22 protein-coding genes and 1 pseudogene are annotated in these 26,723 nt (G+C 61.3%); 10 read left to right on the top strand and 13 right to left on the bottom strand.

All coding sequences use genetic code 11. The features are described from left to right. Nucleotides 1–139, bottom strand: a 139-nt coding sequence (locus AC3EDY_RS14790; protein ID WP_488570821.1) for a helix-turn-helix domain-containing protein, incomplete at its 3' end; no start/stop codon positions are given. A gap of 157 nt (nucleotides 140–296) precedes the next feature. Here AC3EDY_RS14790 and AC3EDY_RS14785 point away from each other — a divergent pair. Beyond that, nucleotides 297–506, top strand: a complete 210-nt coding sequence (locus AC3EDY_RS14785) for a hypothetical protein (protein WP_488573266.1) — start codon at nucleotides 297–299, stop codon at nucleotides 504–506. A gap of 153 nt (nucleotides 507–659) precedes the next feature. Here the strand turns inward: AC3EDY_RS14785 and AC3EDY_RS14780 are convergent. Together AC3EDY_RS14780 and AC3EDY_RS14775 are read right to left on the bottom strand one after the other, a co-directional pair. Then, a pseudogene (locus tag AC3EDY_RS14780) lies at nucleotides 660–956 on the bottom strand (transposase domain-containing protein); the annotation flags it as partial. Between the two features lie 45 nt (nucleotides 957–1,001). Continuing rightward, the gene (locus tag AC3EDY_RS14775; RefSeq protein WP_292632805.1) at nucleotides 1,002–1,385 is read right to left on the bottom strand and encodes a hypothetical protein; all 384 of its coding nucleotides are present in this window, start codon (nucleotides 1,383–1,385) and stop codon (nucleotides 1,002–1,004) included. Nucleotides 1,386–1,431: 46 nt separating this feature from the next. Here AC3EDY_RS14775 and ybiA point away from each other — a divergent pair, with 46 nt between their 5' ends. Next, entirely contained in the window at nucleotides 1,432–1,923 is a 492-nt protein-coding gene (gene ybiA / locus AC3EDY_RS14770) for a riboflavin biosynthesis intermediates N-glycosidase (RefSeq protein ID WP_483660856.1), read from the top strand. Here ybiA and AC3EDY_RS14765 read toward each other — a convergent pair. Genes AC3EDY_RS14765 through AC3EDY_RS14745 form a run of 5 tightly spaced genes read right to left on the bottom strand, consistent with a single transcriptional unit; the run spans nucleotide 1,902 to nucleotide 9,002 of the window. Continuing rightward, the gene (locus tag AC3EDY_RS14765) at nucleotides 1,902–2,867 is read right to left on the bottom strand and encodes a PfkB family carbohydrate kinase (RefSeq protein ID WP_488573265.1); all 966 of its coding nucleotides are present in this window, start codon (nucleotides 2,865–2,867) and stop codon (nucleotides 1,902–1,904) included. The genes ybiA and AC3EDY_RS14765 overlap by 22 nt on opposite strands. 25 nt (nucleotides 2,868–2,892) lie before the next feature. After that, a complete protein-coding gene (locus tag AC3EDY_RS14760) occupies nucleotides 2,893–4,830 on the bottom strand; it encodes a hypothetical protein (RefSeq protein WP_488573264.1) in 1,938 nt (645 codons plus the stop codon). Continuing rightward, nucleotides 4,827–5,927, bottom strand: a complete 1,101-nt coding sequence (locus AC3EDY_RS14755) for a hypothetical protein (protein ID WP_483660850.1) — start codon at nucleotides 5,925–5,927, stop codon at nucleotides 4,827–4,829. The genes AC3EDY_RS14760 and AC3EDY_RS14755 overlap by 4 nt, the downstream gene beginning before the upstream one ends. Further along, nucleotides 5,920–7,839, bottom strand: a complete 1,920-nt coding sequence (locus AC3EDY_RS14750; protein WP_488573263.1) for a hypothetical protein — start codon at nucleotides 7,837–7,839, stop codon at nucleotides 5,920–5,922. The genes AC3EDY_RS14755 and AC3EDY_RS14750 overlap by 8 nt, the downstream gene beginning before the upstream one ends. After that, nucleotides 7,839–9,002 carry a phosphoribosyltransferase-like protein gene (locus AC3EDY_RS14745; protein WP_488573262.1) on the bottom strand — a complete coding sequence of 388 codons (1,164 nt, stop codon included), beginning with the start codon at nucleotides 9,000–9,002 and terminating at the stop codon, nucleotides 7,839–7,841. Before AC3EDY_RS14745 ends, AC3EDY_RS14750 begins: the two co-directional genes overlap by 1 nt. A gap of 325 nt (nucleotides 9,003–9,327) precedes the next feature. On the opposite strand from AC3EDY_RS14745, the gene AC3EDY_RS14740 reads away from it, so the two are divergent. Next, the gene (locus tag AC3EDY_RS14740; protein WP_488573261.1) at nucleotides 9,328–9,981 is read left to right on the top strand and encodes a hypothetical protein; all 654 of its coding nucleotides are present in this window, start codon (nucleotides 9,328–9,330) and stop codon (nucleotides 9,979–9,981) included. Nucleotides 9,982–9,996: 15 nt separating this feature from the next. Here AC3EDY_RS14740 and AC3EDY_RS14735 read toward each other — a convergent pair whose 3' ends face one another. From AC3EDY_RS14735 to AC3EDY_RS14720, 4 genes are all read right to left on the bottom strand, one after another. Next, nucleotides 9,997–11,109, bottom strand: a complete 1,113-nt coding sequence (locus tag AC3EDY_RS14735; RefSeq protein ID WP_488573260.1) for a DUF3800 domain-containing protein — start codon at nucleotides 11,107–11,109, stop codon at nucleotides 9,997–9,999. A gap of 355 nt (nucleotides 11,110–11,464) precedes the next feature. Further along, nucleotides 11,465–12,427 carry a plasmid partitioning protein RepB C-terminal domain-containing protein gene (locus AC3EDY_RS14730; RefSeq protein ID WP_488573259.1) on the bottom strand — a complete coding sequence of 321 codons (963 nt, stop codon included), beginning with the start codon at nucleotides 12,425–12,427 and terminating at the stop codon, nucleotides 11,465–11,467. Continuing rightward, on the bottom strand, nucleotides 12,420–13,319 hold the full coding sequence (locus AC3EDY_RS14725; RefSeq protein ID WP_488573258.1) for a plasmid partitioning protein RepB C-terminal domain-containing protein: 900 nt from the start codon (nucleotides 13,317–13,319) through the stop codon (nucleotides 12,420–12,422). The genes AC3EDY_RS14730 and AC3EDY_RS14725 overlap by 8 nt, the downstream gene beginning before the upstream one ends. Continuing rightward, entirely contained in the window at nucleotides 13,319–14,968 is a 1,650-nt protein-coding gene (locus AC3EDY_RS14720; protein WP_488573257.1) for a recombinase family protein, read from the bottom strand. The genes AC3EDY_RS14725 and AC3EDY_RS14720 overlap by 1 nt, the downstream gene beginning before the upstream one ends. A 40-nt stretch (nucleotides 14,969–15,008) precedes the next feature. Between AC3EDY_RS14720 and AC3EDY_RS14715 the strand changes: the two genes are divergently transcribed. Next, complete coding sequence (locus tag AC3EDY_RS14715; RefSeq protein ID WP_488573256.1) at nucleotides 15,009–15,635, top strand: DeoR family transcriptional regulator; 627 nt, start codon at nucleotides 15,009–15,011, stop codon at nucleotides 15,633–15,635. Between the two features lie 89 nt (nucleotides 15,636–15,724). Beyond that, the gene (locus AC3EDY_RS14710) at nucleotides 15,725–16,441 is read left to right on the top strand and encodes a GIY-YIG nuclease family protein (protein ID WP_488573255.1); all 717 of its coding nucleotides are present in this window, start codon (nucleotides 15,725–15,727) and stop codon (nucleotides 16,439–16,441) included. 21 nt (nucleotides 16,442–16,462) lie between these two features. On the opposite strand, the gene AC3EDY_RS14705 is transcribed toward AC3EDY_RS14710, so the two are convergent. After that, nucleotides 16,463–17,497 (bottom strand): hypothetical protein, encoded by a 1,035-nt coding sequence (locus tag AC3EDY_RS14705; RefSeq protein ID WP_488573254.1) that lies wholly within the window; start codon nucleotides 17,495–17,497, stop codon nucleotides 16,463–16,465. A gap of 146 nt (nucleotides 17,498–17,643) precedes the next feature. Here AC3EDY_RS14705 and AC3EDY_RS14700 point away from each other — a divergent pair, with 146 nt between their 5' ends. Genes AC3EDY_RS14700 through AC3EDY_RS14680 form a run of 5 tightly spaced genes read left to right on the top strand, consistent with a single transcriptional unit; the run spans nucleotide 17,644 to nucleotide 26,543 of the window. Beyond that, a complete protein-coding gene (locus AC3EDY_RS14700) occupies nucleotides 17,644–20,400 on the top strand; it encodes a class I SAM-dependent DNA methyltransferase (protein ID WP_488573253.1) in 2,757 nt (918 codons plus the stop codon). Then, nucleotides 20,397–21,590, top strand: coding sequence for a hypothetical protein (locus AC3EDY_RS14695; RefSeq protein ID WP_488573252.1), 1,194 nt, complete (start codon nucleotides 20,397–20,399; stop codon nucleotides 21,588–21,590). Before AC3EDY_RS14700 ends, AC3EDY_RS14695 begins: the two co-directional genes overlap by 4 nt. Continuing rightward, nucleotides 21,591–23,300, top strand: coding sequence for a GmrSD restriction endonuclease domain-containing protein (locus AC3EDY_RS14690; protein ID WP_488573251.1), 1,710 nt, complete (start codon nucleotides 21,591–21,593; stop codon nucleotides 23,298–23,300). Then, complete coding sequence (locus AC3EDY_RS14685) at nucleotides 23,297–25,369, top strand: DEAD/DEAH box helicase (RefSeq protein ID WP_488573250.1); 2,073 nt, start codon at nucleotides 23,297–23,299, stop codon at nucleotides 25,367–25,369. The genes AC3EDY_RS14690 and AC3EDY_RS14685 overlap by 4 nt, the downstream gene beginning before the upstream one ends. Next, nucleotides 25,362–26,543 carry a GIY-YIG nuclease family protein gene (locus AC3EDY_RS14680; RefSeq protein WP_488573249.1) on the top strand — a complete coding sequence of 394 codons (1,182 nt, stop codon included), beginning with the start codon at nucleotides 25,362–25,364 and terminating at the stop codon, nucleotides 26,541–26,543. The genes AC3EDY_RS14685 and AC3EDY_RS14680 overlap by 8 nt, the downstream gene beginning before the upstream one ends. Nucleotides 26,544–26,723: the final 180 nt, after the last annotated feature.

Genomic DNA, 26,723 nt, shown 5'->3' with positions numbered 1-26,723 from the left:
TCTCCCGCCATTCACGGACCCAGCGCACGGCACTTGCCACCGCGACGCCAAATCGATCAGCAGCTGCCCGCCGCGACAGACCTGCCTCAACGGCCGCGATCACCCGCGACCGCAAATCCTCCGATATCGGTCTGACCATGCCTGCTGGCCTCCTACCCAGCACACAGAATGAATCAGACTTCCAGCGCCAAGGAAATCCCCCACGATTCTATCAGGTCGGATTGTGCTCTAGGATTCCCATAACCCGATTTCACAGCGACATTGAGGAGTGCCTCAAGCTTGCAAAGACGCAGCCCGTGATCCTGACCACCCACGGCCGCGAGCAGTATGTGATCGCAGATCGCGACTATTTCCGCCATCTTGAACGGGCGGCGTACAAGATGATCACGGCGCAAATGGATATCGAAGCAGTCGCCTCATTCAACGTGAGCGTCGCTGACAAAAAGGCTTTCGCCCATGCACGGCCTTCTATCAGCGAACTTGCGAAAGACCGCTGGGAAGACTGAGAGTCTTCTTCGACATACTTACAGCTTTCACCGAGTTTGAGAACGACTTATCCGGGTCCGCACCCGAGAAGGGGCGAAGATCGCTCCGAATAGGGACGAGCGTATGCATCCGGTGAAGACCGCGGTGTGATGCTGGTCGGCGCGTAGACCGGGTCAGGCGGCGATGGCTGTGGTGCGCGGCGCCCAGTTCCACGGCAGGAGCTTGTCGAGCTTGGTTGCCGGGTGATCGGCGATGCGGGCGAGGACATCGGCGAGCCAGGCCTGCGGATCGATATCGTTGAGCTTCGCGGTCTGGATCAGGGTGTAGATGATCGCACCGCGCTGCCCGCCGCGGTCGGAGCCGCAGAACAGCCACGCCTTGCGGCCGAGCGGGATGCAGCGGAGCGCGCGCTCGGCGGCATTGTTGGTGAGGCAGATCCGGCCATCGTCGAGGAAGCGTGTGAACGCGTCAGCGTCTCCACCTCCTCATCCTGCAGATAGTTCTTGGTGATCCGCTCACGCGTCCTGCTTCTCCGAACGGGTGCTATCGGCGTGCATTTCCGGAACGTGCAAATCTGCAATGGCGTCCAGCACCCTGCATATCGTCGCCGCGCCCTGAGGCGTCTGGTCCCAGATCCGACGCAGGCTGGCATTCGCCTTCGCCCACTCTGGATCCATCCGCGAGGATTCCCCCATTTTCGGCACCTTGACCCCCAGAACGCGGCACACCTGCACCACATTGGCGCTGACGGTCTTGAAGTTCCCGGAGCAGATGCGCCCGACCTGGCTCGGATGCACGGACGCGAGCCGCCCGATCTCGGCATTGCTGCGCCCGCTGGCCGAATACCTGTCCGCAATTCTCCTCTGGAGCGAACTTAACTGCTTGCTTGTTGGCTTCATGCAAATTAGCATGACTAAAGTGATGCAAATTTGCAAGGAGTGATCGATGGACGAGATCCGATTTTATCGGGCTAGCGAGAAGCCCTTCGGCGCCTTCAGCAACCTCTACCGCCGCGAAATAGAGTTTGAGGGCGAGCTCTACCCGACGAGCGAGCACGCCTATCAGGCCGGGAAAGCACGGAAGGCCGAGGTCAAGAAGTGGCTTATGGAGGCTCCGTCGCCTTCGCTCCTAGCGATGGCGGCCCATGGCCTATACTACTGGGACGTCGCCCCCGGCTGGTCGACGAGCAAGTTCGACCGCATGCGGGCGGTGCTGCGCGCCAAGTTCACCCAGCACGCGGACCTGCGCGACCTTCTCCTCTCGACCGGCGATGCGCAGCTCATCGAGACGGCCACGGTTGACAACGAGGTCAACCGCCTCTGGGGGGAGGTCAACGGCGTCGGGCGCAACATGCTGGGCGTAATGCTGATGGAACTTCGCGCGGAACTGCGCAACGCGGCTCCGGGATTCGACGCCTACCTCGTGGTAGCCGCGTGATCCCCTGACAACGGCCTCGCACTGGCGCCGAGTATCCCGCGGACGTATTCGGCGCCTCGCGTCCTGAACAGCCCGCGCGCACCGGCGTAGGCGCAGTTCTCCGCTGCTAGCCGCTGCCCGGCCACGATGCCTCCAAGGAGCGCCCCGGCCGTGAGCCGCGCCGTACCGAAGCCGTTCGCGAGCACCCAGTCGATCACTCCGACGCTGACCATGTCGCCTGAACCGCAGGTGTCCAGAACCTCCGGTGCGTCGATCGCGTCGCACCAGATCGTCTGCTCGCCATCCCGCACCTCGAGGCCATCGGATCCGTGGGTGACGATCATGATGCAGTTGTAGACACGGTCCGCAAGCCGTCCGCCTAGGCGATCCTCCGAGAACTTGAGGATCGTCGCGATCCGAAGCGCCTCGTCGAACAAATCATCGTACTCGATGTCCGAAGGTTCGAAGAATACCACCGCGCCGGCCGCTCCCGCCGTCCTCATGGCCACCAGTATGCTCTCCGACAGCCGGTCCGCATAGAAGACGGCACATTGGGCGAGCATCGATTTGGCCAACGAGACTTCCTCGACACCGATGGGCTCGTACCGCGGGAAATCCTCGCTCGTCTCCGGGCATACGAAGCTGAAGTCATGCTGGCCCAGGTCGGTGTCCAGCGTCTGCGCCAGGACCGGCGAGCGCAGATCGGCGCGACGCCTAATGAAGTCCGTGATGGCACCGGCCTCCATAAACTCATCTACGAGCCGCCCGCCCTCATCGTCGTCGCCCAGCAGCAGGACGGGTGCGACCTGGCGGTGGAGCATGGCGAGCGAAAGCAGGACGTTGCCGCAGGATCCCCCCAACGCCTCACCGGCGAAGTCCCCATCTGCGTAGACCCGGTCGAGCACCGTGAAACCGGTTCCGGCGACGTCGATCCGATTCTCGTTCAAAGATTTCGCAGCGCTCATGTTCACTTTTTGTACTCGTTTAGTGTCACCTGTCGAGACCCAGTGACGCGAGGTCGAGGCGAATCCCCCCAGCGTCCGATGCTACCAGACTCCTCAGGATTCGGAGAAGGGCTTCGGGGCCGACGGGATGGAAGCCGAACATGGACCAGCAACCGTCCGCCGCAGCGCAAACGTCCCCTACGCTGATGCCGAATGAATGGGATAGCAATGCGTGGTCGTTGCCCGGCCGGGAGCCGCTATCCCCGAAGCACAGCACCTCGGCATCCGCCGGCATGCCGTTCCTGAGCTCCCGAACCACAGCGAGCTTTGACGAAGACGCCGGCACGATGTCGTAGCTGTGGCCGGAACCGGTCACGCGGACCCTGCCGTCGGCGAACGCCGGGCAGTCGCGCAGATCGGCGGCGAAGCGATAGGGGTGCCGCAGGCGATCCATATCAACGGTGATCTGGATGGCGCGATGCTTGAAGCGGTGCTCCGCAAAAAGGTCGCCGCGTTCCTCCAGCCAGCCCGCCGTCGCCGCAATCGCATCGTCGGCTGACGCCGGGTCGGCATCAATGTCCACGTGAGCCGCGCGCAAATGTCCGCCGTTGTAGTATCCGATTGGCACGGCGGTCAGCATCTCCTGCGGGAGGGCCTTCCGCAGCTCCTCGCCGGCGGAGCCGCCCCTGCCGGTCGCAAAGCCGATGCGCAAACCTAGACCATGAAGGCGGACGAGCTCCTCCACTATCTGAGGGTCCGGAGGTCCGTAGCGGCCGTCCGTCGTCACGACGGTGCCGTCGTAGTCCATGACTATGCCACCGATACTGGCGTCCGCTAGGGCCCTCAGGCGCGCATCGCCCACCATATGGAGGGGATCGCCGCCGCCGTCCCAGCTGTCCGCCTTCGCCATGGCCGCCCGCTTGTGGCGGACATTCGCGGGCAAAGTCTCAGCCAGTTCCACAAGCGACCGGCTCTCATAGATCGGACGACCGAACTCACCAATCCCTGGCTTCCCCGGATCAATCCCGACGGAGTTGCCGATCGCCTCGACAAGCCCGAGGCCATCGATGACCGCAATGACGTTCTCGAGCCGGCCGCAGGTGCCATAATCCATAGCGATCCGCCTCAGTGACAGTGGGAGCAGTCCGTCGATGGCCGACCAAGCGCCAGCGCTGTCACCTCCGGTCAACGCCACCAGTACCGTCTCATTGCCCCGATGGTGCAGCCAGCCGTGCCGACCATGCGCGAAGTTCCGAAAGTCAGTACTCTGCACATGGCATAGGCACGCTTCCCAGATGGACGTGTCGAGGAGCACCGAAGCAGCGGCCAGCCGCGTATCGGAGACAACCACCACGGTGTCACCGCGCCGGACGCCCGAGAGGGCGGCAAAGCGTGAGTCCCTCAACCCGGCATCCCGCATTTCGACAAGATGCGCAGCCACGACGTCCAGCAGCGCCGATGCGCCTGTGGGTTCGCCCGAGACTAGGTCGCACGAGAGCAGCAGCCCCACCATCATGGCGAGGATGGAATGAGTGGCGAGGTAGCCGTCCTTGCGATCCGAGACCGGCACCAGATGGATAGTGCCTCCCGATCTTCGGATAAGATCGGCCGCGGCGCCGTCCGTGCTTCGCGTGACCAGGTGCACTGCGCTCGCCTTCCGGTCGAAGGCGGCGCGGCAGGCCGCGACTGCGTCCGGATTGTCGCCGCCGGCGCTGAACAGCCATACATCGCTTCCGGTGAGCGCGCTCTCGTCCAGGACCGCACCCATGGGGGTCTGGACCGTCGTGGGCCCCAAGCCCAGCGTCTCCCTGCAGCGAGCAAGATATTCGACGGCGATCGCGGAGCCGCCGGAGCCGATCGCCACCGCATGCCGCCTCCCACCACCCGCGAGCGCGTTCGCCATCCCGCTCGCGTCAAACGACCTGAGCTCGTCGAGTGTGCCGGGAAGCGAGTCCAACTTCTCGCTGAAGACCGGAGTGATCATGACTTCGCTGTCGACTTGTCGAAACTCGCGTAGAGCGGCCCAGAGAGGATCAGATGGACAGTCATGTCCGGAGGATCGCCCGGTGCCGGCCCCGCGTCCTCGAATAAATAGCTCTCCGTCTCGAGGTAGTGGACCGCCATGTCATGCTCGATTGCCGCCATCAGCGCTCCCGCAGCGAGAACCTTGCTGCCGACCGGTGAGAGGACCATTCGAGGTTCGTAGGTCCCCTTCATGGTGCGATCGAAGCGCGTCTTGAGCGTGGACAGGGTCCGATAGCAGTCGAGCGGGTTGCGTTCCGATGCGTAGACCACGTCCCTCGGGTCCACCGCCCATTCGTTCACGAGCTCGGTCTGGTACTCGGCGAGCAGATCGTCGGCCCGGCGCGGGTTGCGCGCTGGAAAGGGAAGCAGCGGGCATATCTTGTAGCGCCTCGGGATGTTCGCCCCGATCTGGGTGAGTGCGAGCCCGCGCCCCTTGGCGAGTTGGGGTATCCAGACCTGCGCTAGTCCCTGCCCCTCGGCCTCGATAGCGGGCGAGAAGCCCCTAACGGACCCCGGCCTGCTGGACGGTACGTTGGATATGCGGTCGTCCATCTCGGGGTTCGAGACGATCATGAGGTGGAACGCGCGATGGCTTGTCGCCTCGCAATCCTCGAGCAGCATGCGCGCCGCGGGAAAGCCAACGCCGATCGAGAGGGCACTGAGGTCTAGGATCACGTCGGTGACCGCGTCGGGCACGGGATGCTGACTCAGCCGCGCCGCGATGCGGGCTCCGCCCACCGGCGCTCCATCGTCGGCGAACACGTCGATCCTGACGAACTCGCTGTCCGGCACGATCACCTTCAGCGCCGCCTCGTTCTCGTCCGCTCTGGTGACGAGCGCATCGGAGGCCCCATGCCTCTCCTCGCGGATGTAAAAAGCAGAGAGGCGATCCCCGAGCGTAGTCGCAAGCATTCGTGATATGCGCTGGGACCGCGGATCGAAACCGGCGGCCGCCACGAGCAGCACGCGACGATCAGGATCCGAGAAGTAGTCGGCGACGAATCCGTCAACGTCATCGTCAAAGTTGGTGATGCAGTTCTCCCAATGCCTACGCATCGATCAGGCCCGACGCTCTGCGGAGGTAATCCAGCTTCTGAGGCAGGAAACCTCCCCTATTGAAGGTTAGCCCATACACGAGAGCGACCGTGCCGGTCACCTCGATGAGCGCCCATAGCTTGCTCCCCTGGCCGTAGTTGCGCTCAATCGTGATCGCGCCGTTGGCGATGGCATACTTGAGTACGCTTGCCAGCTCGTCCTCCTGCGAGAGGCTCTCCATCTCTTCCTCGGTGATGGCAACCGCGTTTGCACCCGCGCCAAGCGGCGCGTTCGGCAGGAGGGATTCCTCGCGGCAGTCCCGACCGATCGCATCGACGAGGTCACGAACGCGCTGGGCATGGGGAAACGACCAAGCGTCCATGATCGATTTCGCCTTCGTGATCAGGATCGACTGCTGTTCCCGCGCTGGGAGAGCGAGGGCATTGTTCCTGATCGCTCTCGTCTCCACATTCGCGACGAGATCTCCGGCGAACTGCAAGAAGACCTCAGCGTTCTCGTTGCTTGCATCGCAGACGTCGTCGATCCCGTAGTGGAGGGGCCGGCCGAATTCGTGATGGAGATGGAGTCGGGCACCGTGGGCGACATCCGAGTCGGCCTTCAGGGGAGTCTTCGGCTCGGGATCCATGTCCTCGAAAAGGGAGGGCGTAGACCGGGCGATGCGGACGGCGTAGCGATGGAGCAGTATCCGCTTCATCGCAAGCGCCACCTCGGGACCGTCGTCATAGGATTTCGTGCGCCTTATGTAGTCCTCCACGATCGCGTCGATCTCCTTGCGGCGGCTGGGACCGATCTTCAGCTTGTTCTGGTCCTTCGCCACGCGGTCCTCCAGCTCCCTGAGCTGGCCCAGCGTCATGCTGGGCGGTTGGCCGGGGACGAGACGATCAATGTCCGTGGCGTTGCGGTTCCGCAGACCCTCGACCATCGGTAGGTAGCGCTTGGCCATGTCCCGCGCCATCGTTCGAAACTGCTTGCGCGAATTGTCCTTCTTCTCGGCGCCGTCGCCCTGCATCCGGATGTCGCGGAAGTCTCGACCAGTCGCACGATTGTGGGTCGGTTGCCTGGCGGGCGAGCGCATGACCATTCCCGGGCTGAGAGCGTCGAGCCGCATCATCATCCAACGACCGAACTTCATCTCGCGGTGGGACAGCATGCCGAACATCGCCTCGAGCTGGTCGTGATGCAGCGCGTGCACGTCGTCCAGCATGACAAGGGGGTTCATCTCGATAATCTCGCCCTGCCACTCGACGCGGATTCCGCTGATCGCGTCAAACGGAGCATACGGCGCCGTCGCGTCGCCCGGCAGATCTTCTAGCTTTGGTTCGCGAAGGCCCGCCCCTACCGAATAGATCGCACGCTGGACCGCCAGCGCACGGTCCCTGATGCCGACCGCTGTAAGCCCGCCGATCTGCTCGAGATGCGCTTCGTAGTTGGCGCGCGGCACGAACTCGATCGCCTCGATGCTCCTCGTCCGGTTCACCGTCAGGTTGCGGATGAGGCCGAGCATCGCTCGGGCCTGAACAAGCCAGAAGGCGAGCTTCGTCTTCACCAGCGGATCGTAGGAGAGCTCCCAGAAGTCGCGGTACTCCGACTCCATCGGCACCCGCACGGCGGCGACGCTCGGCTTGCCGTCTCGAAGGAATCCGGCTTGCGCGAGTGCGTCCGCGAGGGTCCGATTGGTGGGATTCGTCTCATCACTCAGGATCGTCTCGACCATGTGGAACTCGGCCAGGGTCGCGAGCATCGTCTTGCCGCTGCCCGGAGCCCCTATGATGCGGACCGGGACCTCGAACATGTCGTCCTTGCTCTTGCTGGTCGCGAGGAACGTCGTAAGGGGAGCAGGGCTAACGATTGAGAGGAACGAGGCATCATCCCGGACATACTCAGTTGCGCGTCGGAGGAATGGGTTCGCCATCAGCCGTGCCTGTCGCGCCGGAAGAAAAGCGGATGCATCGGATTCCCAGCCTTGCCGTTGGTCTCTGCCCACAGAAGAGGCACGGCGTTGTTCGGAGTGTTGTGTTCGAGAACGAGCGGCAAGGCGCAGTCCGCGTAGCCATACTTCATGTCGCTCTGACCCGCCTCCCTGCAATGCTTCTCCAGCCGCTTGAACAATTCATGATCGTAATACCGGCTGCAAAGCTCGACGATCGGACCATCCGTCGGCCTTATGGCTGTGACGCCCCCCGTCTCCTTGTCGATCGTGGCGACGCGGATATCGGACGGCAGGAGCATACCCTCGGTTATTTGCCAATTGCCGAAGCTCTTTCCGGCAAGCCTCTGGCCTGCTTCCGTCACCCGCTCGACCAGCGCATCGTGCGCCTGCACCGTCGAGACGTAGTGGTGGATATGCAGCGTGTACTGGTCCGACAGCGGGAAGGCCTCACCTGCGCCAACGAGCCTTTCCTTTGCGTTCTGCACGATGCTCTCGAACTTGTGAAGCTTGCCTTTGGGTTTGCCGTCTGGAAACCGGATGAAGGTCGTTCCCGACGCCGTGAAGTCGTCGATGAGGTAGACGTCGTCGAAGCGGGCGTCATTGCCGAGTTCCTTCATCAGGTCCTCCGCGAGACTCTTCCACTTCTCATCGTCGACGTTCATCATGGGGATGACCTGCTCCTGCGACAGTCGGCCCGCGTTGGCCCGGCGCAGCACATCGATCCGGCTTCCGTCGCTCAGACCCACGAAGAGGCAGCGGCGGAGGCGTCGACCGAAGGCCGCTGCCGTTTCCATTGTCTGCCAAACCTCGTAGGGCTTGATCCCGAACTCCTCGGCAACCGAGACCCGCAGGTATGGGAAGACCACTTCAGGGATAAACGTCTCGATGACCCGCTGCATTTCGAGGCCGGAGATGTAGACAAGCCTCTCCTTGACGAACGAGTAGGCAGCCGCCCTGTCAGCTTCGTCGAATTGCCTGAGCCAGGACACCAGACTTTCCAGAAAGCGCACTCCGGCCCTAAAGTCGGAATACCCGTCGTATTTCATCGAAGAGATGAGCCGGAGCCAGGCGTATTCTCGAGTGGCCTCCTCGTTCTCCCACTTCATGACGTCGGCGATGAGTTCGAGCGCGAGGACGTTCAACATGTGAGCGGTGCCCCCACTCGACATGATGCCATCAGAATATTCGGACAAATTTCTTCACGCACTGCGGCGCTATACGACGGCAAACGGAAGCAGCCAATCGCTCAGACGTTTGGAAACACAAGAATCTTGTCCGCTCCTGAGATGTAACCGTTTTCAATGTCCAGGCAAACTGGCACAGGTCTTCTCGATGACGAGGCTGGGGCTTGCCAGAAGTAATGACCGGTTTGGTCGAAGATCGCTGTAGACGCGTCTTAGACCCAGCACTCGCGCAATCTGCGCGACACGGTCGTGAAGAAGACCTTCCGTTCGAACAGACAGGTGCGCGATGAGTGACGATGCCGACGATGATCCAGCGGACCGTTACGACAATGGCTTCGACGAACCGGACTTTGATGAGCCGATCGCAGACCCCGCCATCAGGGCCGGATACCGCGAGGCGCTCGGCAGGTTCATCATGGCCCACAACGAAGTGGACTTCTGGATGACTGGAATTCTGTCGAAGGCGGTCAGGATGCTCGCGCCGGACGGCAGCCTTGCAAACCTTGCGCTGGGCGACTTCGCAACTAGAGCCACGAATCTGCAGCTGCTGATGCACACCGCACCCCATCTCGCTCTGGGGAACGTGGGCGACGGGCGGCTCCACGAACTGAACGGCACCCGGAACGTGCTGGCGCACAGCCACTTCGACCAAGACCCTTGGGACGGGACCTTCGAGATCGTGAAGGCGCGGCACCGTACCCTTACCGAGAAGCGCCTCAACAACCTTAACGCTGAAAGCATCAACAAAGGCGCCGAGGAGCTCGAGCGGATCGCGTCCCACATGTCAGCGGTGTTCGACTTCATCGACCACCCGGTGCCGTCGGAATACCTGACGCAATGGCCCATCGTGCTCAAAAGCCGAGAACTGTGGGAGATGATGGTCGAGGAGGCGGCAAAGGAGAAAACATCGGATGGGTCGGCCACGCCGGAACAATCCTGACGCCGGACGACGTCGTCATCGTTCAAGGAACAGCTCGAGCCCCTGCATGTCGTCAAGGCTGATCGCCTTCTGGACGAAGGCGTCTGTCTCCTTGATCGACCGATCAACAAGGTCCACAAGACGGAGACGATTGCAGTTCTGGGCTGGCGTCAAACTCTCCACAGCAGCGAGAACATCATCGCCTGACATTCCCCTCAGCCATGTCAGGCACGCGCCGAGCAGGCCCACCACGACATCGGCGAGCTGCACTCCGGGTTCGGACCTGGAATCGGCGAACCGGTAGAGATCGAGCGGCTGACCCGCATCCACGAAGCGGTAACCTTCCAGAACCCTGCTGACCCTATCCTCCCTGTCTAGGACGTGTCGGCTGTCCTTGAACAGGCACAGGCGGTGCGTGAACATGGAAGCGAAGTCCCGCATGATCAGGCCGGGAGTGTCGCCGAGCAGAGGCAGGGACGAGAGGGCCCTGCCCGATTGGAGGACTCCCTTGAGCATCATCAGGTTGAAGTGAGGCATAAGATCGTCGCCCTCCTCCACGAGGCTGATCAGCTCGCGGAGAAACCCCTTGACGTCGCCATCCGCCAGCGCGGGATAGGAATGGCGGCGCAGCATCGCCTGCGTCGCACCCAGATTGCGGCGGAGGACGCGGTAGAGGTCATTCTTCAGAATTAATCGGCCACCTAGGTCGAAGAATCCGATCTCAGGCATCGAATCGATAATGTCGACGTAAGAAAAGTAGACCGGGTCGAGCGCGATGAAATGGAGCAGGTAGCCCTCGTGCGCGATCCAGTCGAGGAATACGCCAAGCTTCCTCGAACCCAGCATGGTTCCGAATTCGCCTTTGGCGACCATTGCGCACTTCAGTTCCGGCGCATTGGGCTGGATGCCCATTAAGCGCCTTAACTCCGCGAGGTTGATCGGCCCCTCCTCCTGCGGACGGACGACGCCGCCAAGGACGAAAGGGCGGGGATCAGGAACGTTGAAACCCTTGTCCGTCAGGTAGACTAGTCGATGGTTGTTGGTCTCGTCGTAGTAGAAGGTGCGGGGGATATCGGTGGCGGACAGGCCATAAAGCAAAATCGCTGGATCGCGTTGCTCGTTCACGTCGATGTCGATACGCCCTGACATATACGATACTTACAGGTTGCCGACGGAGGGGGCGAGCGGCCTTTTGCCGAAGGGACCGCACGGTGCAGCCTGATGAACAGGGGGCAGGTTTGAGGGCGTCGTACTAAGCGTTCGAATGTCAGCTCTGTCAGCGGATGCGGCCGAGATCATAAGGCACAAGCCCAACGGCAAGTTTCGGCATAACGGGACATTCCTAGTCGCGGCGACGCCCAGCAGGAACGTCCCAGGTCCGGCAGCCTTGCCGACTGAACTCTTTGTGTTGTTTGGCGCGATCGCCAGTCCAACTGTGTCGACCGTGATGAGAGGGAAATGTGCGATTGATCGGCACGGAAGCCGACGGCAGGTCTCCATCATCTCATTCCTGCGGTGAAGGCGCAGTCATTGACCCGATGGTTTCAATCTCCGCGATGCGCTGAAACTCAGACAGATATTCCTGCCGATGGTTCGAGAGCCAGCGAACGACCCGGGCGTTGCTGAGCAGCTTCGCGACATAGCCGCGCGCGAAGGTCAGGTGGAGATTGTCGATGCCGTAGCTGTCTTCGACCGACTTCACCTGCGTCTGGAGAGTGGCAAGCTCCCGCTCCATCCGGGAAATCTGCTGGCTGGTCGGGCCCGTGAGGTCATTCTTCCGCGCCTTCTTCGCTGGTGCTGCCAGCTGATCTTCAGGGGTGGCCGCAAGAAGCGCGCGTGCGAAGATCAGTGAGTAATTGTTCTGGCCGATCATCAGGTCCGCCGCCTCGATCTGGCGCATCGGCGACATGCGGCGCAGCATGTCGAAGACCCGCATCGAGCAATTGGTGTCCTTGAGCATGTCCGCGGTCTCTTCGCAGATGCCATCGAGCAGGCGGAACCGCGCACGGATTGACCCTACCTCCAGGCCGAGTGCGTCGGCGATCACGGCCTCTGTGACACCGCGCTCGATGGCGCGCACGATCATCCGGTGCTCCTGAATTGGGGGCAGGCGATTGACGCGCTTGTTGTAGGTATAGGTCTCGTCGTCATTGGCGACGAGGCATTCGACCGTCTCGATACCGAGCTGCTTGAGCACCTCAATGCGCAAATGGCCGTCGAGGAGGAAGTACTGCTCTGAATTCTTCGGGTTGGGGACGACGGCAGGGGCTTCGACCAAGCCAATCGCTTTGATCGAGCTCACTATCTGGGCATATTTCCGGCTTTCCCGCACGCCCTCGCGCAATGTCTTCAGGGGTACGATCTGATCGATGCGCACCGTCACAGACTGGCGCTCGAAGCCTAGCCGAACACGATTGTCCGAGCCGGGATCTGCGGGCGGGCGCTCTGCTGATGGCCAGTCAGTCATCGACTTCGCCCGCTATCCGCATGGCGAGCGCCCGCGGCATCGTCTCGAGCCCTTCCGCCCTCAGCAGGGTCAGAAACCCGTCATCCGTGAGCAAATCCTTGATTGCCTCGACAATGAACAGAAGGCGGGTCTGGGTGAAATCCGACTTCTTCACGAGCAGGCGCTGCTTTTCGGCCTCGCGCTGATAGACCTGCATCAGGTCGCTGGCGGTCAGTTTGCGGGTGGAGCCCTTCCGCCCAAACTTCCCTACCGTTATCGACTTGCTCCGCCCACGCATGCGGAGGTCGAGCAGCCGGCGAACCGAAGCCAGCTTCTTCCCTCTCAGCTTGCCGGTTTCGTAGGCTTCGAGCAGCAGATTTTGCGCCTCTTCGCTCTCGGCGCGCGAGATCTCCATCGCAAGGCTGATGGGGATCAGCCCCGTCTCGACCGCTGACAGCAGCCTTTCCTCGCCGCGCTCGAGCAGGGTCACGATCATGCTGACCCACCCACTGGTGATGCCGATTTTGCGGGAGATCTCGGCTTCGGTGTAACCGCGTTTCCGTAGGGCACCGATCTCGTTCATCACGTCGATCGGACGCTGCACCCGCCGGGCGATGTTCTCCACCAGGCTCATGACGAGGCATTCGCTCTCGCTCGCTTCGATCACGACCGCCGGAATCTCGGTCTGACCCAGCATCTGGAAAGCCTCAAGCCGCCCTTCGCCGCAGACCAGATCGTAGCGCGTGCCGCCCGGACCATCATGCTTGCTGACCGTGATCGGACGCTTGAGGCCGATGGTCTCGATATTGTTGACGATCTCGCGGTGCTGACGCTTGTTGCGCGCCCGGGGGTTGAGCACGGTGATCCGCGAAATCGGGATCATCTCGATGGTCTGGGGGCGGGTAACGGTCATCAGGCAGCCTCCGCAATTCTGACGGGCGCGGCGATCTCGTAGAAGAAATCGAGGGCGTCGAAGCGGTAGGCATCGAGCAGCAGGTCGTTGTCCTCGGCGAGCCGAACACGTTCGGCCGCAACATCCAGCCTCGGGAAGAGATAGTAGTCGAAGGGCTGCCGGTTGCTGGCGTCCATGCGGACTACGAGGGTGATGTCCGGCATCTTGGAGGTGTCGAAGCGGATCTTCCAGCGCAGCAGGCCCGTCGGCGTGGGCGTGCAACGAACGATGACGACGGACAGGCTGAACTCATCGTTCACGATGACCCGGTCTGTTTCCAGATCCTGCCATGCTTCACTGCCCTGCGCCTTCAGGCCTTCGAGGACCTCGCGAAGAATGTCCGGGTGCAGCCGGCGCAGCGCACGATTGACCGCGAGGTAGCGGTAGTCGCGATCCGGCGAATAGCCGACCAAGCTGTAGGCCCGCAGCAAGCTGCCAAACCGCGACGAATAGGCGCTGCTGGAGGGCAGACCCTCACATTCGTCGATGATGATCCCCGATAGCAGGCCCTTGCTTTCATAAACCGTCCGCAGTGCATCGATCATTTCGGCATCGGACAGCCTGAAGGACCGCGCGCCGATGAGGGCCTGCGCGGCATCGAACAGGTCGCGTTCGACGATCGCCTCAAAGGCGCCGGGGCTGCGAATCCACATTTCGGGGTCGTTGCGGACCCGCTTCTTCTTCAGCTTGAACGACTGCCGGTTCCACACGTTGTCGCCGACATACTTGCCGTTGATGAGGAGCTGGTGGACCGTCCCGCGCGTCCATGGCCGCCCCAGATCGGTGACAATGCCCCTGCTGTTGAGATCATCGGCAATCTCGCGCTCGCTCCGCCCGTCATGCACGAAGGCGGCATAGACGCTGCGGACGATGGCGATCTCCTCATCCGGGCCCGGCGTCAAAATCACCCGATCGGTCTGGATGCTCTTGTGCTCGCCCTGCGTGAGAACGCCTTTGGTCGTGCCGGTTTCATCGATCAAGGTCCGGCGAAGCCCAAACCCGGCAGGTCCGCCTTGGCGGTAGCCCTTCTCGATAAGGCGGCCTTGGCCAGCAAAGACCTTGGTCGACAGCTCGCGGCTGTACTCCCCGGCCATCGCGCGCTTGACGCCCTTCACGATGGTCGAGACCGGGCTCCCGTCATTCTCGAATTGCTCCGCGCAGTATTGAACCGCGATCCCGGCGCGTTTGCAGATGTACTCGTAGTAGGCGCTTTCGTCGGCGTCCTGGAACCGGCCCCAGCGGCTGATGTCATAGACCAGGACCATGGTGTAATCGGCGGCGCCACTTTGAACATCGTCGATCAGCTGCTTAAGTGCGTCGCGCCCTTCGATCTTCAGCCCGCTTTTGCCGGCATCGGCATAGGTCCGCACGATCTCGATCCCGCGCGCCGCAGCATAATGCCGGATCGCATCGGCCTGGTTCTCGGTCGAGTATTTCTGATGGTCAGTCGACATACGAACATACTCGGCTGCCCGCACGAGCCGCGGCGCCTGTTCCCTGCCGTCATTGTCGTCGTAGCCCCAATCCTTCAATTTCCGCCCTTTCGATGACGATGCTGCCGTGGCCAGGGCGACCAACCGCTGCAGCGCGAACCACGGACACTCCGCCATCCCCGCACTTTCACCAGTGTAGGCCGGAGAGGAGCGGAAGATGTTGCCGAAAAAGGGCAGGAAGTTGCCGAAGTGGGAAGGAGTCCTGGCCGGAAGACAGGCCTACGCCGAAACCATCGCCCAGCTATTGGAGCGGGAGCACGGCGAAACGCACCGTGCAGTCAAACAAGTGATGAAACTGACGGATGCCAGCGAGCGCACCGTCAAGCACTGGCTCTCCGGCCAACATGGTCCCGATACTGTGTTCTTTCTGCGCCTGGTCACCAGCTCGCCAGTGATCAGGGCGTTTGTGATCGGGCTTATCGAAAGCTCGCAAGGGGCGGGTCATGATCGGCAGGGAGCAGACCTACAAGCCGCTCGCCGACCATCAAAAACGTCCGATACGCAGCCGCCAAGGCAGGGTCGTCGCCAGGATGACCGTATAAATGACCCTAAAACTGACCCTATAAATGACCCAATAACCGATGCGCTGAACGAGCGGCAGCGCTGGTTTCTCGGCCGAGTCGCAGCAGGCCATCGGTGCCGTGCAGCGGACATTTGTGGCCACTGGAAGGTCAGTGCGAAAACCGCGCGACGGGACATTGCCGCGCTCAGCGCTTCAGGCTTGATCCGCTTCACAGGTGCCCGCCGCAACGGACGTTATCGACCTGCTTCTGGAGCGGGATAGTCCGACCCGATTTCAAACCGGTCGTTGACGCCGAGACCCAAAGAAAGTGGAGAGGGAGGGTGGTGTCGAACTCAGCGAAGGAGATCGACATGCCCCTCTATCCCATCGATATCGAAAAGCGCCTCAAGGCCTTGCAGCGACAGGCACGGTACGAAGCGGAAGGCGCGCCTTACGTCGTCTATGCCCTTCTCGATCCTGGTGAGCCTGGCCTGCAGTTTGCAGATTGTCCGTTCAACGGCATCCCGTTCTACGTCGGGCAGAGCTGCGAGATCGAGCGTCGACTGAGCCGGCATTTCCGAAAGTCGCAGAAACTCAACCCGGACTCGCAAATGGTCCATCGGCACATCGCTGGGTTGTTTGCTATCGGCCGACTGCCGAGGCTCGCATTTCTCGAGACGGTGCAGACGCGCAGCCAAAGCCTGATGGCTGAGTTGCGGTGGGGGCAGCGCCTGATGCGCGACGGGTACGAGCTGGCAAACACCAGCCCTGATATAGGCCGCATCATGGGCGTCGATGAACTGACTGCCTGGCTGGACTTTCGGCGCTGCGCGATGCTGGCGAGCGAGGCAGCGCACGAAGGAGTCGTCATTGTTCACAGCTGCACATGTGGGCATGTGAACAGGTGGATCGATCCGGCGGACTATGCGGTGTGCTGGCCCAAGCGGTTGCGGGTCTCGAAAATCGCCAACCGGACACAGCAATGCCCAGCGTGCGGCGAGGATTGTCTATGGTCGTTGGAAGATCGCGCGCTCCTGTCAATTCAAACGCCTGAACCTAATCAAGGTATGCTGCCATGTCTGCGTTAAGACGGACGACGTCGGGCAAGCTCACGGGACGATCTGCGTCGTTTCTTCAAGTATCCCGCGTTCGTTGATCGCATCGGCAAGCGACAGCTCAGAGGCTACGAAAAGCTGAAGAACCCCATTTATTTCAGGTACCTCAATGACTCGGATAGCGACGAAAACATCCCCTTCGCTCGTCCGCGCACTTCCCGTAGCGGCGGTAGAATCCATGCCGCGCCATTTGGAAAACACGGGAGGCCTGCCTGCGGCGCCCGATCCCTCGATCCCCGCGCGCGCGATTGAAGTCAGCGAGCGCAAGGGGTTCTCAAATCGTCCCTTGGTCTGGAGGTAGCTGATCGCGGCCCATGCAACAGCCCCCCGCCGCTGCGACAGCATAATCATCTTGATACTGCCGGTCTCGGGTGTCGCTAGATCCTTCCATTCGAGGGTATATGGGGTCACGGCCAGTACCGAAACGCGGACATCTGGGTAATCAAATCTCACATAGCGGCCATCCCAAACGGGCGACAAAAGCTTCTTGCCTCGAAACTCACTGGCTTCGATCCCGGATAGAACCTGGCTGACGAGATTTTCTGTGATGAAAACCGGACCCTCTGGCGTCTGGAGGGCTTGCCCCGTTGCTGCCACGGTGAGCAATCCTTCCGCAGAGGAGATTGCCTTCTCGATACCATCTTGGAATTCGGCATTTGTGGTCGCGCTCCGCAGAGCCCTAACTGCAGCAACGTAGCCGGGCGTTTTGATCACCTTTCGTGATGCCAAACTCTCCCGCGCGCTAAGCCAAGTCTCCTTCTGAAACTGCTCACGCGCCTCGCCGACCTGCCCGAGCAGATCGTTTAGAAGGTTTGGCAAGGTCGGGTCATCGCGAACGGAGTCCGGAAACAGACCCCAGAACTCTTTGTGCAATGCCTCATCGATGTAGCCATCGACCGATCGTACCGTACGCAGTATCTCCCTTTGCCTCTCGGTGAAAGGCCCAGCACGGCTTTGAGCATGCGCGGGAACAGCAAGCCCCAGCGCCAGAAAAACCAGCAGCGTAACAAGATTTGCGGCGAACTTCAACCCCAGCCCCCTTCCCTCAACGATGGCATTGCCCCGAGCTCTTGCACAGGAATAGTACGACTAACATGCAGAGCCTGCGCCATAAACTGGCAGACATGCGTTGTCTCGCTTGGCGGCAGGGATAAGCCACTGTAAGCCTTCGCCCCATGAACCCCGTAGAAATCGGCGACGCCATAACCGACCTCGCGCAGCAGCCGTTTGACGCTGCTGAGTTCCCGTTCCAGTTCCTCGAAGCCTTCGGCAACAAGAAGACCGCGATCGACCGGCTGCGCAAGGGCAACACCAATCAGTCCGACATCCCCGGCGCCGTCCTCCAGCGCAGCCACATCCACATCGCCACCTGCCTCCCCGGCACCGTCGGCGACACCCTCACCGCGCTCCGCAACAGCCCCAAGACCACCAGCCAGAAGGCGCGCTTCATCCTAGCCACCGATGGAGAATGGTTCGAGGCCGAGGACATCACGACGGGCGAAACTGTCCCCTGCGCATACCCCGATTTCGCCAACCACTTCGGCTTCTTCCTGCCGCTGGCCGGCATCACCACCGTCGCGCAGATTCGGGAGAGCAGCTTCGACATCCGCGCCACCGGGCGCCTCAACAAGCTCTACGTCACCCTCCTCCAAGACAATCCCGAGTGGGCCGCAGCCGATCGCCGCTCGGACATGAACCACTTCATGGCCCGGCTGATCTTCTGCTTCTTCGCCGAGGATACCGACATCTTCCATTCCGGCTACAAGTTCACCGAGACGGTGACCCGGATGACCAGCGGCGGGGCGGACAACACCCATGAGGTGATACAGGAACTGTTCCGCGCCATGAATACGCCGCTGGCCGATCGCACGGCGGCGGGCATCAAGACCTGGGCGAACGGCTTTCCCTACGTCAACGGCCAGCTCTTCAGCGGCAATATCGACGTCCCCCGCTTCAGCCGCACCGCGCGCGGATACCTCATCCACATCGGCAATCTCGACTGGACCAAGATCAACCCCGACATCTTCGGCTCCATGATCCAGGCTGTCGCCGATGACGAGGAGCGCGGCGCGCTCGGTATGCATTACACCAGCGTGCCGAACATCCTGAAGGTGCTGAACCCGCTGTTTCTCGACGATCTGCGCACAAAGCTGGAGGAGGCGGGCGACAACGCGCGCAAGCTGCTCAACCTGCGCAGCCGGATGGCCAAGATCCGGGTGTTCGATCCGGCCTGCGGCAGCGGGAACTTCCTCGTGATTGCCTACAAGGAGATGCGGGCGATCGAGGCCGAGATCAACAGGCGGCGCGGCGAGCCCGATCGTCGCAGCGAAATCCCGCTCACCAACTTTCGCGGTATCGAGCTGCGGGACTTCCCGGCCGAGATTGCGCGGCTCGCGCTGATCATCGCCGAATATCAGTGCGACGTGCTCTATCGCGGGCAGAAGGAGGCGCTGGCCGAGTTCCTGCCGCTCGACAGCCAGAACTGGATCACCTGCGGCAACGCCCTGCGCCTCGACTGGCTGAGCATCTGCCCGCCGACAGGAACGGGGGTGAAGGTGCGCGGGGACGACCTGTTCCAGACGCCGCTCGACCAGTCAGAGATCGACTTCGAGAATGCCGGGGGCGAGACCTACATCTGCGGGAACCCTCCATATCTTGGGCAGGCTTGGCAAGATGGGGAGCAGAAAGCTGACTTGGCCAGCCTCTTTGCGAAATATGAATCCCGGTCAGCTGCCATCGACTACGTATCAGGGTGGCTTTTGAAGGCTGCGAAGTATGCTCGTGAGGCATCTGCTGAATACGCCTTTGTGACGACAAACTCACTTTGGCAGGGACAGCAGGCAGGGACAATTGCACCGATACTGAAGGCTGAAGGCGCAAAGATTTCCTTCGCTTACCCGTCTTTCAAATGGCGAAACTTGGCGAGCCACAACGCAGGTGTGATTGTCTCAATTGTAGGATTGCACCATGGTCAACAACGTCCGTGCAACCTCTTCACTGAAGATAACTCTGGCCGCGTCGTCGCCAGAGAGGTCGAGAATATCAACGCGTATCTCGTGCCGGCCCCAGACGTTGTTGTGGTGCCGGTGTCGTCTCCCGTTAATGGCTTGAATCCGATGGTCTACGGTAACCAGCCGCGCGATGGCGGGCACCTTGTCTTGGAGGCAGACCAGACTCGCGACCTCCGCATGCGATTTCCCGACAATGCCTACTGGTTTAAGCGCTACATCGGGTCATTTGAAATGATCCGAGGCATCTCTAGGGGGTGCATTTGGATCCCCAATGAAGATGCGGATGCCGCCCACGATCATCCATTTGTTGGTGATCGCTTGCAGGCTGTGAGCGAAATGCGTGCTGCTAGTAAGGCTCCCTCCACACAAGGGTTCGCGGGCCGTTCACATAGATTTGTTCAAATCCAGGGCGTTGCTGAGAAGAGATCTATCGCGATCTCCAAGGTATCCTCGGAACGACGAGAATATCTTCCTGCAGACATTTTCGACGAAGAAACGATCCTCAGTGATCTGCTTTTTGGGATTTATGACGCGCCCATATGGAACTTCGCAATCATTGTGTCGCGTCTTCACTTGACGTGGATTGCCACTGTGTGCGGGAAAATGAAGACCGACTTCCGCTACTCCAACACCCTCGGCTGGAACACCTTCCCGCTCCCCAAGCTGACCGAGCAGAACAAGGCCGACCTTACGGCATGCGCCGAGAACATCCTGCTCGCGCGCGAGGCGCACTTCCCCGCCACCATCGCTGATCTCTATGATCCCGAAGCCATGCCCGAAAACCTCCGCCGCGCCCACGAGGAGAACGACGAAACCCTCGAACGCATCTACATCGGCCGCCGCTTCAAGAACGACACCGAACGGCTGGAAAAGCTGTTCGAACTCTACACCAGGATGACCGGCAAGGGGAAAGCGGCGTGAGCACCCCGGATCGGTCGCCCGGCTGGGACAAGCGCGCGGTAAACCGCATCGCCAAGGAACAATACGGCGGACTGCGCGCAATGTTCGACGCGCACTGCTGGTCCACCGACGGGCGCGTGATCAGCCAGATCGCACCGACAAAGGTTGTGGGGACCTATCGCAGCATCGAGGCATTCGAGCTCGCCCACGCCTACGGACGAGACAGGAACTTCATTCTCGACCCGCTTGCGGTCTTGCGAGAGCCTGAGCCGAAGGTTCTGCTGACCAGCTATTTCGGTTTCACACCCTGGGACTGGCCATGCCTGACCTTCACGGACGAGTCACGCCGCGACACCATTCTGGCGGAAACGCGACCGGGTTTTCTGGCCTTGATCTATGGCTCCACCAGTAAGGAGACGCCGGAAAGCCAGCGTGGCAAGCTTATGGGCATTTACCAGTGCTCTCATCGGGCAGGACCGACCGACCAGTTTCTGTCTCCGGCTGGTCTGCAGCGGAAGCGGGCTGTTGAACGGAAGACCTCCTCCTGGGCCAATGCGATCGAGGCGATCAGGGCGTGGAGCATTCCTCCTGACGTTGCCCCGTTCGTGGCTGACTTCGCCCCGATAACCTACGATCCGAATGCTGGCACTCCGATCAGCCGATATGGCAGATGGCTTGCCCCGGACGAGGCGCGCAAGATCCTCGAGCTCGATCTCGTTCCGGAACCGACCTTCTGGGGCAGCGAGGTCGCGGAAAGCGCGCTGGCCCCTGCCCGCGAGGCACTCAAGCCGAGCAGGCCGGGCCCGGTGTCGCAATTCGGCTATTTCGTGGCTGAGGCGGAGGGGCCAAAGCACCTCTACATCCTTCAGTTGGTCGGCAATGCCGATGATTTCCTCGGTCGATCGATCGATGGCCAATTGATCATCAAGGTGGGGTTCTCACGCAGCCCCGATAGCCGATGCCGCGCCCATAACAGTGCCTTGCCCCGGGGTGCGTTCACGTGGAAGGTGCTGAAGTCTTCGCTGATCGAGGGCCGCGGGCCGTTCGCACCGTCGCATGCGGCCAAATACGGTGAGCAGCAGATGATCGAAGTGCTCGTAGACCGAGGGGACAGTCTCGGCGGCGAATTCTTCCTCGCCTCAGAAAAGGTGATTGAAGAAGTCTGGGCAATGGGATTGCAGGCCGCACAAGGCTGGAAGGGGTCGCAATAGATGGAAGCCCGCAACAAGAAGATCGATGACTGGTTTGCCATGATCAAGCAGGGGCAGATCATGCTGCCCCGGTTCCAGCGGCACGAGGCATGGCGCCAGGCCCAGGTGGTGGGTTCGCTTGAGAATATCCTGCGCGATCCCCCCTTGCCGATTGGCGCGCTGCTCACTCTGGAGGTTGGCGACAAGGAATTGTTCCATTCGCGCCCCATCGTCGGAGCGCCCAAACCCGCCGGGAAGGTGATGTTGCACCTGCTCGACGGGCAGCAGCGCATGACCGCGTTGTGGCGCAGCCTGACAGGGGACTATCGCCGCGACGGGATCGACGTTCTGGTAAAACTTGCCCCAGACGATGAGGACGAGGAGGCAGGCCAGGACGACGAGGCGATCGACGCGCCCAAGGTCGAGATCGTTAAGCGTTGGGATCGAAAGGGTGTCTTGCAGCCAGTGTGGGCGAACACCCCCGTGACGATGTTCGAGCAAGGCTACCTGCCTGTCACGATCCTATGCCCCGGTGCCGAGGGCGAGGCAGCCCTTGAAGCCTGGGAAGATGCTCTGGATGAAGCGGGCCATCTGACGAAGGCGTTGACCAAGCGCGCATCGGCGCTGCGCCAGCGTGTCAGCGGCTACAATATCCCCTTCCTGTCGCTCACATCCTCGACAGGTCGAGACACAGCGCTGGACGTGTTCATCAAGATGAATACGTCTGCCACCCCGTTGAAGGATTTCGATATTGTTGTTGCGCAGCTTGAAAGCGCGACCGGCGATAGCCTCCATGACATGGTCGGGGAACTGGTCGCCTCGGTGCCTGCCGCGCGAGATTTTGGTCGCATCGAGGACAGCATCCTGTCGGTGGCCGCGCTGCTGATGGAGCGTCCCCCACTCAAGAAGACCTACCTTGATACCTCCTTTGGCAACGAGTTCGCTTCGGTCTGGGATCGGTTGAAGCACGGCTTCAAGCATGGGATCGCGTTTTTGCGGTCTGAAGCTATTCTCAATGAGCAGTGCCTGCCCAGCGACGTCGCGGTGTACCTGATTTGCGCGCTATGGGCGGATGTTCCGGAACACGGGTTCGACGCGGGTGGGAACGCCCGGACACTGATCCGAAAAGCGCTTTGGCGCGCCTGCTACACCAATAGGTATGGCAAGACTTCGGCGACCAGAGCCTTCGCGGACTACAAGTCTTTGCGCGACATCATCGCTGGCAAGACCGACACGGCATGCGAGCTGTTTGACGAGATTTTCAATCCCCTTCCTGCCAAGGAAGAAATGGTTCTGGCTGGATGGCCAGGCCGCAAGGATCGCTTGCCCAGGGCCATGCTGGCAACGGGTCTACGCCGCGGAGCCCTCGATTTCGCCGACGGCGCTTCAATCACGCCCGACAATTTTCATGGGCGCGAGTTCCATCATCTCTACCCTGTCGGGGTCTTGAGCGGCGACCGCGCCGACGAAAAGGTGAATCGCGCACTCAATTGCGCCCTCATCAGTTGGACCACCAACCGCAAGGTGGGCGCGCAAACCCCGTCGGAGTATATCTCCAAGAGAGCAGCCAAGGCATCATTGGGCGAAAATGTCGTGCGTCAGCGGCTTGAAAGCCATCTTGTGCCCTTCGACGCGCTTGTCGGGAACGACTATGACGCCTTCCTTATGGCACGAGCAGAGCTAATGCATGCGGACATGACTAGCCTTTGCGAGGGGGCGACGCCGCAATGACCTCCGATCGCCCAGTGCCCGCCGTATCATTCCAGACCGCCCGCAGCGGCGCCTCGACCAATGCCAACGAACTCGGCATGCGCCCGATGCAGGAGCGCGCCTACAATAAGCGCGGCGAGCAATACCTGCTGATCAAGTCGCCCCCGGCCTCGGGCAAGAGCCGGGCGCTGATGTTCATCGCGCTCGACAAGCTACATAATCAGGGGCTGCGGCAGGCGATCATCGTGGTGCCGGAGAAGTCGATCGGCGGTAGCTTCGGTGACGAACCGCTTTCGCAATACGGGTTCTGGGCAGACTGGTCGGTCAAGCCGAAGTGGAACCTGTGCAACACGCCTGGCGCGGATGACGAGAAGGCCGATCCGTCCAAAATCAAGGCGGTCGGCCAGTTCCTCGAGAGCGATGATCAGGTGTTGGTCTGCACCCATGCCACCTTCCGCTTCGCAGTCGAGCGGTTCGGCGTCGAGGCGTTCGACGACCGCCTGATTGCCGTAGACGAGTTCCACCACGTCTCGGCGGGCGAGGACAACCGCCTTGGCAACCAGCTCACGGAGTTCATTGCCCGCGACAAGGTGCATATCGTGGCGATGACCGGAAGCTATTTCCGCGGCGATGCGGTGCCGGTTTTGACCCCCGAGGACGAGGCGAAGTTCGAGACCGTCACTTACACCTATTATGAGCAGCTCAACGGGTATGAGCACCTGAAGCAGCTCGACATCGGCTATTTCTTCTACACCGGGCGCTACCTGGAGGCGATCGAGCACTGCCTCGATCCGTCGCGCAAGACGATCGTGCACATCCCGTCAGTCAACGCTCGGGAAAGCACCAAGGACAAGGTGGCCGAGGTCAACGAGATCCTGCACTACCTCGGCAAATGGCAGGGCGCTGATCCGGTCACGGGGTTCGAGCTGGTGGCGTTGCCCGATGGACGGTTGCTCAAGATCGCCGATCTGGTCGACGACAGCGATCCGGCACGCAGGACGAAAGTGCTGGCTGCGCTCAAGGACCCGGCACACAAGAATGATCGCGATCACGTCGACATCATCATTGCACTCGGGATGGCCAAGGAAGGCTTCGACTGGATCTGGTGCGAACACGCGCTGACGGTTGGCTACCGCTCCAGCCTCACCGAAATCATCCAGATCATCGGCCGCGCCACCCGCGATGCTCCCGGCAAGTCGGTCGCGACCTTCACCAACCTGATCGCCGAGCCTGATGCCTCGGAAGCCGCCGTCGCTGATGCGATCAACGACACCCTCAAGGCGATCGCCGCCAGCCTGCTGATGGAACAGGTGCTCGCCCCGCGGTTTACCTTCAGCCCCAAGAGCGCGGGCCCGCTGCCCGATTTCGACTACGGGCCGGAAGGCTATCAGGAAGGCAAGGCGAACGTCGGTGTCAACGAGGAACGCGGGCAGTATCACTTCGAGATTGCCGGCCTGGTCACGCCCAAGAGCCCTGAGGCCGCCCGCATCTGCGAACAGGATCTCAACGAAGTGATCGCCGCCTTCGTCCAGAAGAAGAGCGTGGCCGAGCGCGGATTGTTCGACGAAAACACTGCGCCGCAGGAAATGACGCAGGTCGCCATGGGCAAGATCGTCCGCGATCGCTATCCTGACCTGAGTGCCGAGGACCAGGAGGCGGTTCGCCAGCATGCGATTGCGGCGCTGAACCTGACCCAGAAGGCGAAGTCACTGGCGATGGGTGCGGCTGACGTGAACGACGGCGAGCAGCGCGCCAACACGGCATTGCTGGAAGGGGTCCGGCAATATGCGATGGACGTGCGCGAGCTCGACATCGACCTCATTGACAGCATCAACCCGTGGCATGCCGCCTACGCCGTTCTGGCCAAGGCCATGACCGAGAGCACCCTCAAACAGGTTCAGGCAGCGATTTCGGCCAAGCGCACCAAAATCCTGCCGGACGAGGCCAAGGAGCTCGCTGTCGCCGCAGTGAAGTTCAAGAAGGAGCGTGGCCGCGTTCCGTCGATCACCTCGAGCGATGCCTGGGAACAGCGCCTTGCAGAAGGTGCGGCTGCCTTTATGCGATTCCGCGAGGAAGGCCGCTATGAGTGAATTTGATCTCGACGAGCTGGCAGGCGAACTTGCCGATTTCGCTCCGGCAGCGAAGAAGCAGGCAGCCTACACACCGCAGCAAGAGCGGATCATCGCGGGCTTCGAGGATATCGTGCGCTTCTATGAGGAGCACGGCCGCGTGCCGCAGCATGGTGAGGGGCGCGAAATCTTCGAGCGGCTATATGCCGTCCGCCTCGATCGCCTGCGTGCGCAGCAGGACTGCCGGGACCTGTTGGCGACTTTCGATCAGCATGGCCTGCTGGATGAGGCGACCGCGATTGCCCCTGACGACGCGGAACTCGGCGTGGACGATCTGGCCTCGGAGTTGGCAGATCTTGACGACGGCTCTGACATCACCCGACTCCGGCATGTTCGGTCGGCCGAGGAAAAGCAGGCTGCGGAAGAGATTGCCCGGCGTGATAAGTGTCAGGACTTCGAGAAGTTCAAACCACTGTTCGAGCAGGTGAAACAGGACCTTGCCGCGGGCACGAGGGTGACCCGCCCCTTTGAGTTGAAGGCTGAAATCCGGCCCGGGGCCTTCTTCATCGTTGGCGGGCTCATCAGCTACGTCGCCGAGATGGACGACATCTTCACCAATGCGCAGGGGCGGACCGACGCACGGCTGCGGGTGATCTTCGACAACGGCACCGAAAGCGGGATGCTGATGCGATCACTCCAGCGTCAGCTCCATGAGGATGATGCCGGGCGCCGGATCACAGACCCTTCGCCTGGCCCTTTGTTTGCTGATCGACCGGACGATGGCGAAGCCGAGACTGGCACCATCTACGTCCTCCGCAGCAAGTCAGAGCATCCCTTCGTGACCGAGCACCGCGAGGTGGTGCACAAGATCGGCGTCACCAGTGGATCGGTCGAGACCCGGATTTCCGGTGCGGAGAAAAGTGCGACGTACCTGCTTGCGGGCGTTGATGTTGTGGCGACCTACAAGGTCTACGGCGTCAATTGTCAGAAGCTGGAAAGTCTCCTGCACAAGGTGTTCGCCGCCGCGCAGCTGGACCTGACGATCCCAGACCGGTTCGGCCACATGGTCAAGCCGCGCGAGTGGTTTGTGGTTCCGCTCCCGGTGATTGATGAAGCTGTCGAACGGATCCGTGACAGGTCGATCACGGCCTATCGCTATTCGCCGGATGTCGGTCAGCTGGTAACGGCGACATGAGCTGTCCACCAGACCCAACGCCATCTCGCTTCCGAATCGAGTCGTAGGCCAAACCTATGTCATCTTGGCTGTAGTTTCAGCGGCCCCAAGCTATGAATTGAAGCTAGAAAAAGCCCTCCGATTTTGACAGTTACGGGGCAGGTTTTGGATGCCAACTATAGTTTAGGTGGGGAACCGTGT

This window comes from Novosphingobium sp. DS6-6 (assembly GCF_057784975.1).
This window is presented reverse-complemented; position numbering and strand designations above follow the sequence as displayed.

Excerpts from the sequence above, each read along its gene's own strand:
- AC3EDY_RS14760 (WP_488573264.1), bottom strand. The coding sequence starts at position 4,830 with ATGATCACTCCGGTCTTCAGCGAGAAGTTGGACTCGCTTCCCGGCACA.
- AC3EDY_RS14725 (WP_488573258.1), bottom strand. The coding sequence starts at position 13,319 with ATGACCGTTACCCGCCCCCAGACCATCGAGATGATCCCGATTTCGCGG.
- AC3EDY_RS14680 (WP_488573249.1), top strand. The coding sequence starts at position 25,362 with ATGAGTGAATTTGATCTCGACGAGCTGGCAGGCGAACTTGCCGATTTC.
- AC3EDY_RS14755 (WP_483660850.1), bottom strand. The coding sequence starts at position 5,927 with ATGCGTAGGCATTGGGAGAACTGCATCACCAACTTTGACGATGACGTT.
- AC3EDY_RS14710 (WP_488573255.1), top strand. The coding sequence starts at position 15,725 with ATGCCCCTCTATCCCATCGATATCGAAAAGCGCCTCAAGGCCTTGCAG.
- AC3EDY_RS14775 (WP_292632805.1), bottom strand. The coding sequence starts at position 1,385 with ATGAAGCCAACAAGCAAGCAGTTAAGTTCGCTCCAGAGGAGAATTGCG.
- AC3EDY_RS14690 (WP_488573251.1), top strand. The coding sequence starts at position 21,591 with ATGGAAGCCCGCAACAAGAAGATCGATGACTGGTTTGCCATGATCAAG.
- AC3EDY_RS14730 (WP_488573259.1), bottom strand. The coding sequence starts at position 12,427 with ATGACTGACTGGCCATCAGCAGAGCGCCCGCCCGCAGATCCCGGCTCG.
- ybiA (WP_483660856.1), top strand. The coding sequence starts at position 1,432 with ATGGACGAGATCCGATTTTATCGGGCTAGCGAGAAGCCCTTCGGCGCC.
- AC3EDY_RS14765 (WP_488573265.1), bottom strand. The coding sequence starts at position 2,867 with ATGAGCGCTGCGAAATCTTTGAACGAGAATCGGATCGACGTCGCCGGA.
- AC3EDY_RS14715 (WP_488573256.1), top strand. The coding sequence starts at position 15,009 with ATGTTGCCGAAAAAGGGCAGGAAGTTGCCGAAGTGGGAAGGAGTCCTG.
- AC3EDY_RS14745 (WP_488573262.1), bottom strand. The coding sequence starts at position 9,002 with ATGTTGAACGTCCTCGCGCTCGAACTCATCGCCGACGTCATGAAGTGG.
- AC3EDY_RS14740 (WP_488573261.1), top strand. The coding sequence starts at position 9,328 with ATGAGTGACGATGCCGACGATGATCCAGCGGACCGTTACGACAATGGC.
- AC3EDY_RS14685 (WP_488573250.1), top strand. The coding sequence starts at position 23,297 with ATGACCTCCGATCGCCCAGTGCCCGCCGTATCATTCCAGACCGCCCGC.
- AC3EDY_RS14735 (WP_488573260.1), bottom strand. The coding sequence starts at position 11,109 with ATGTCAGGGCGTATCGACATCGACGTGAACGAGCAACGCGATCCAGCG.
- AC3EDY_RS14750 (WP_488573263.1), bottom strand. The coding sequence starts at position 7,839 with ATGGCGAACCCATTCCTCCGACGCGCAACTGAGTATGTCCGGGATGAT.
- AC3EDY_RS14720 (WP_488573257.1), bottom strand. The coding sequence starts at position 14,968 with ATGGCGGAGTGTCCGTGGTTCGCGCTGCAGCGGTTGGTCGCCCTGGCC.
- AC3EDY_RS14700 (WP_488573253.1), top strand. The coding sequence starts at position 17,644 with ATGAACCCCGTAGAAATCGGCGACGCCATAACCGACCTCGCGCAGCAG.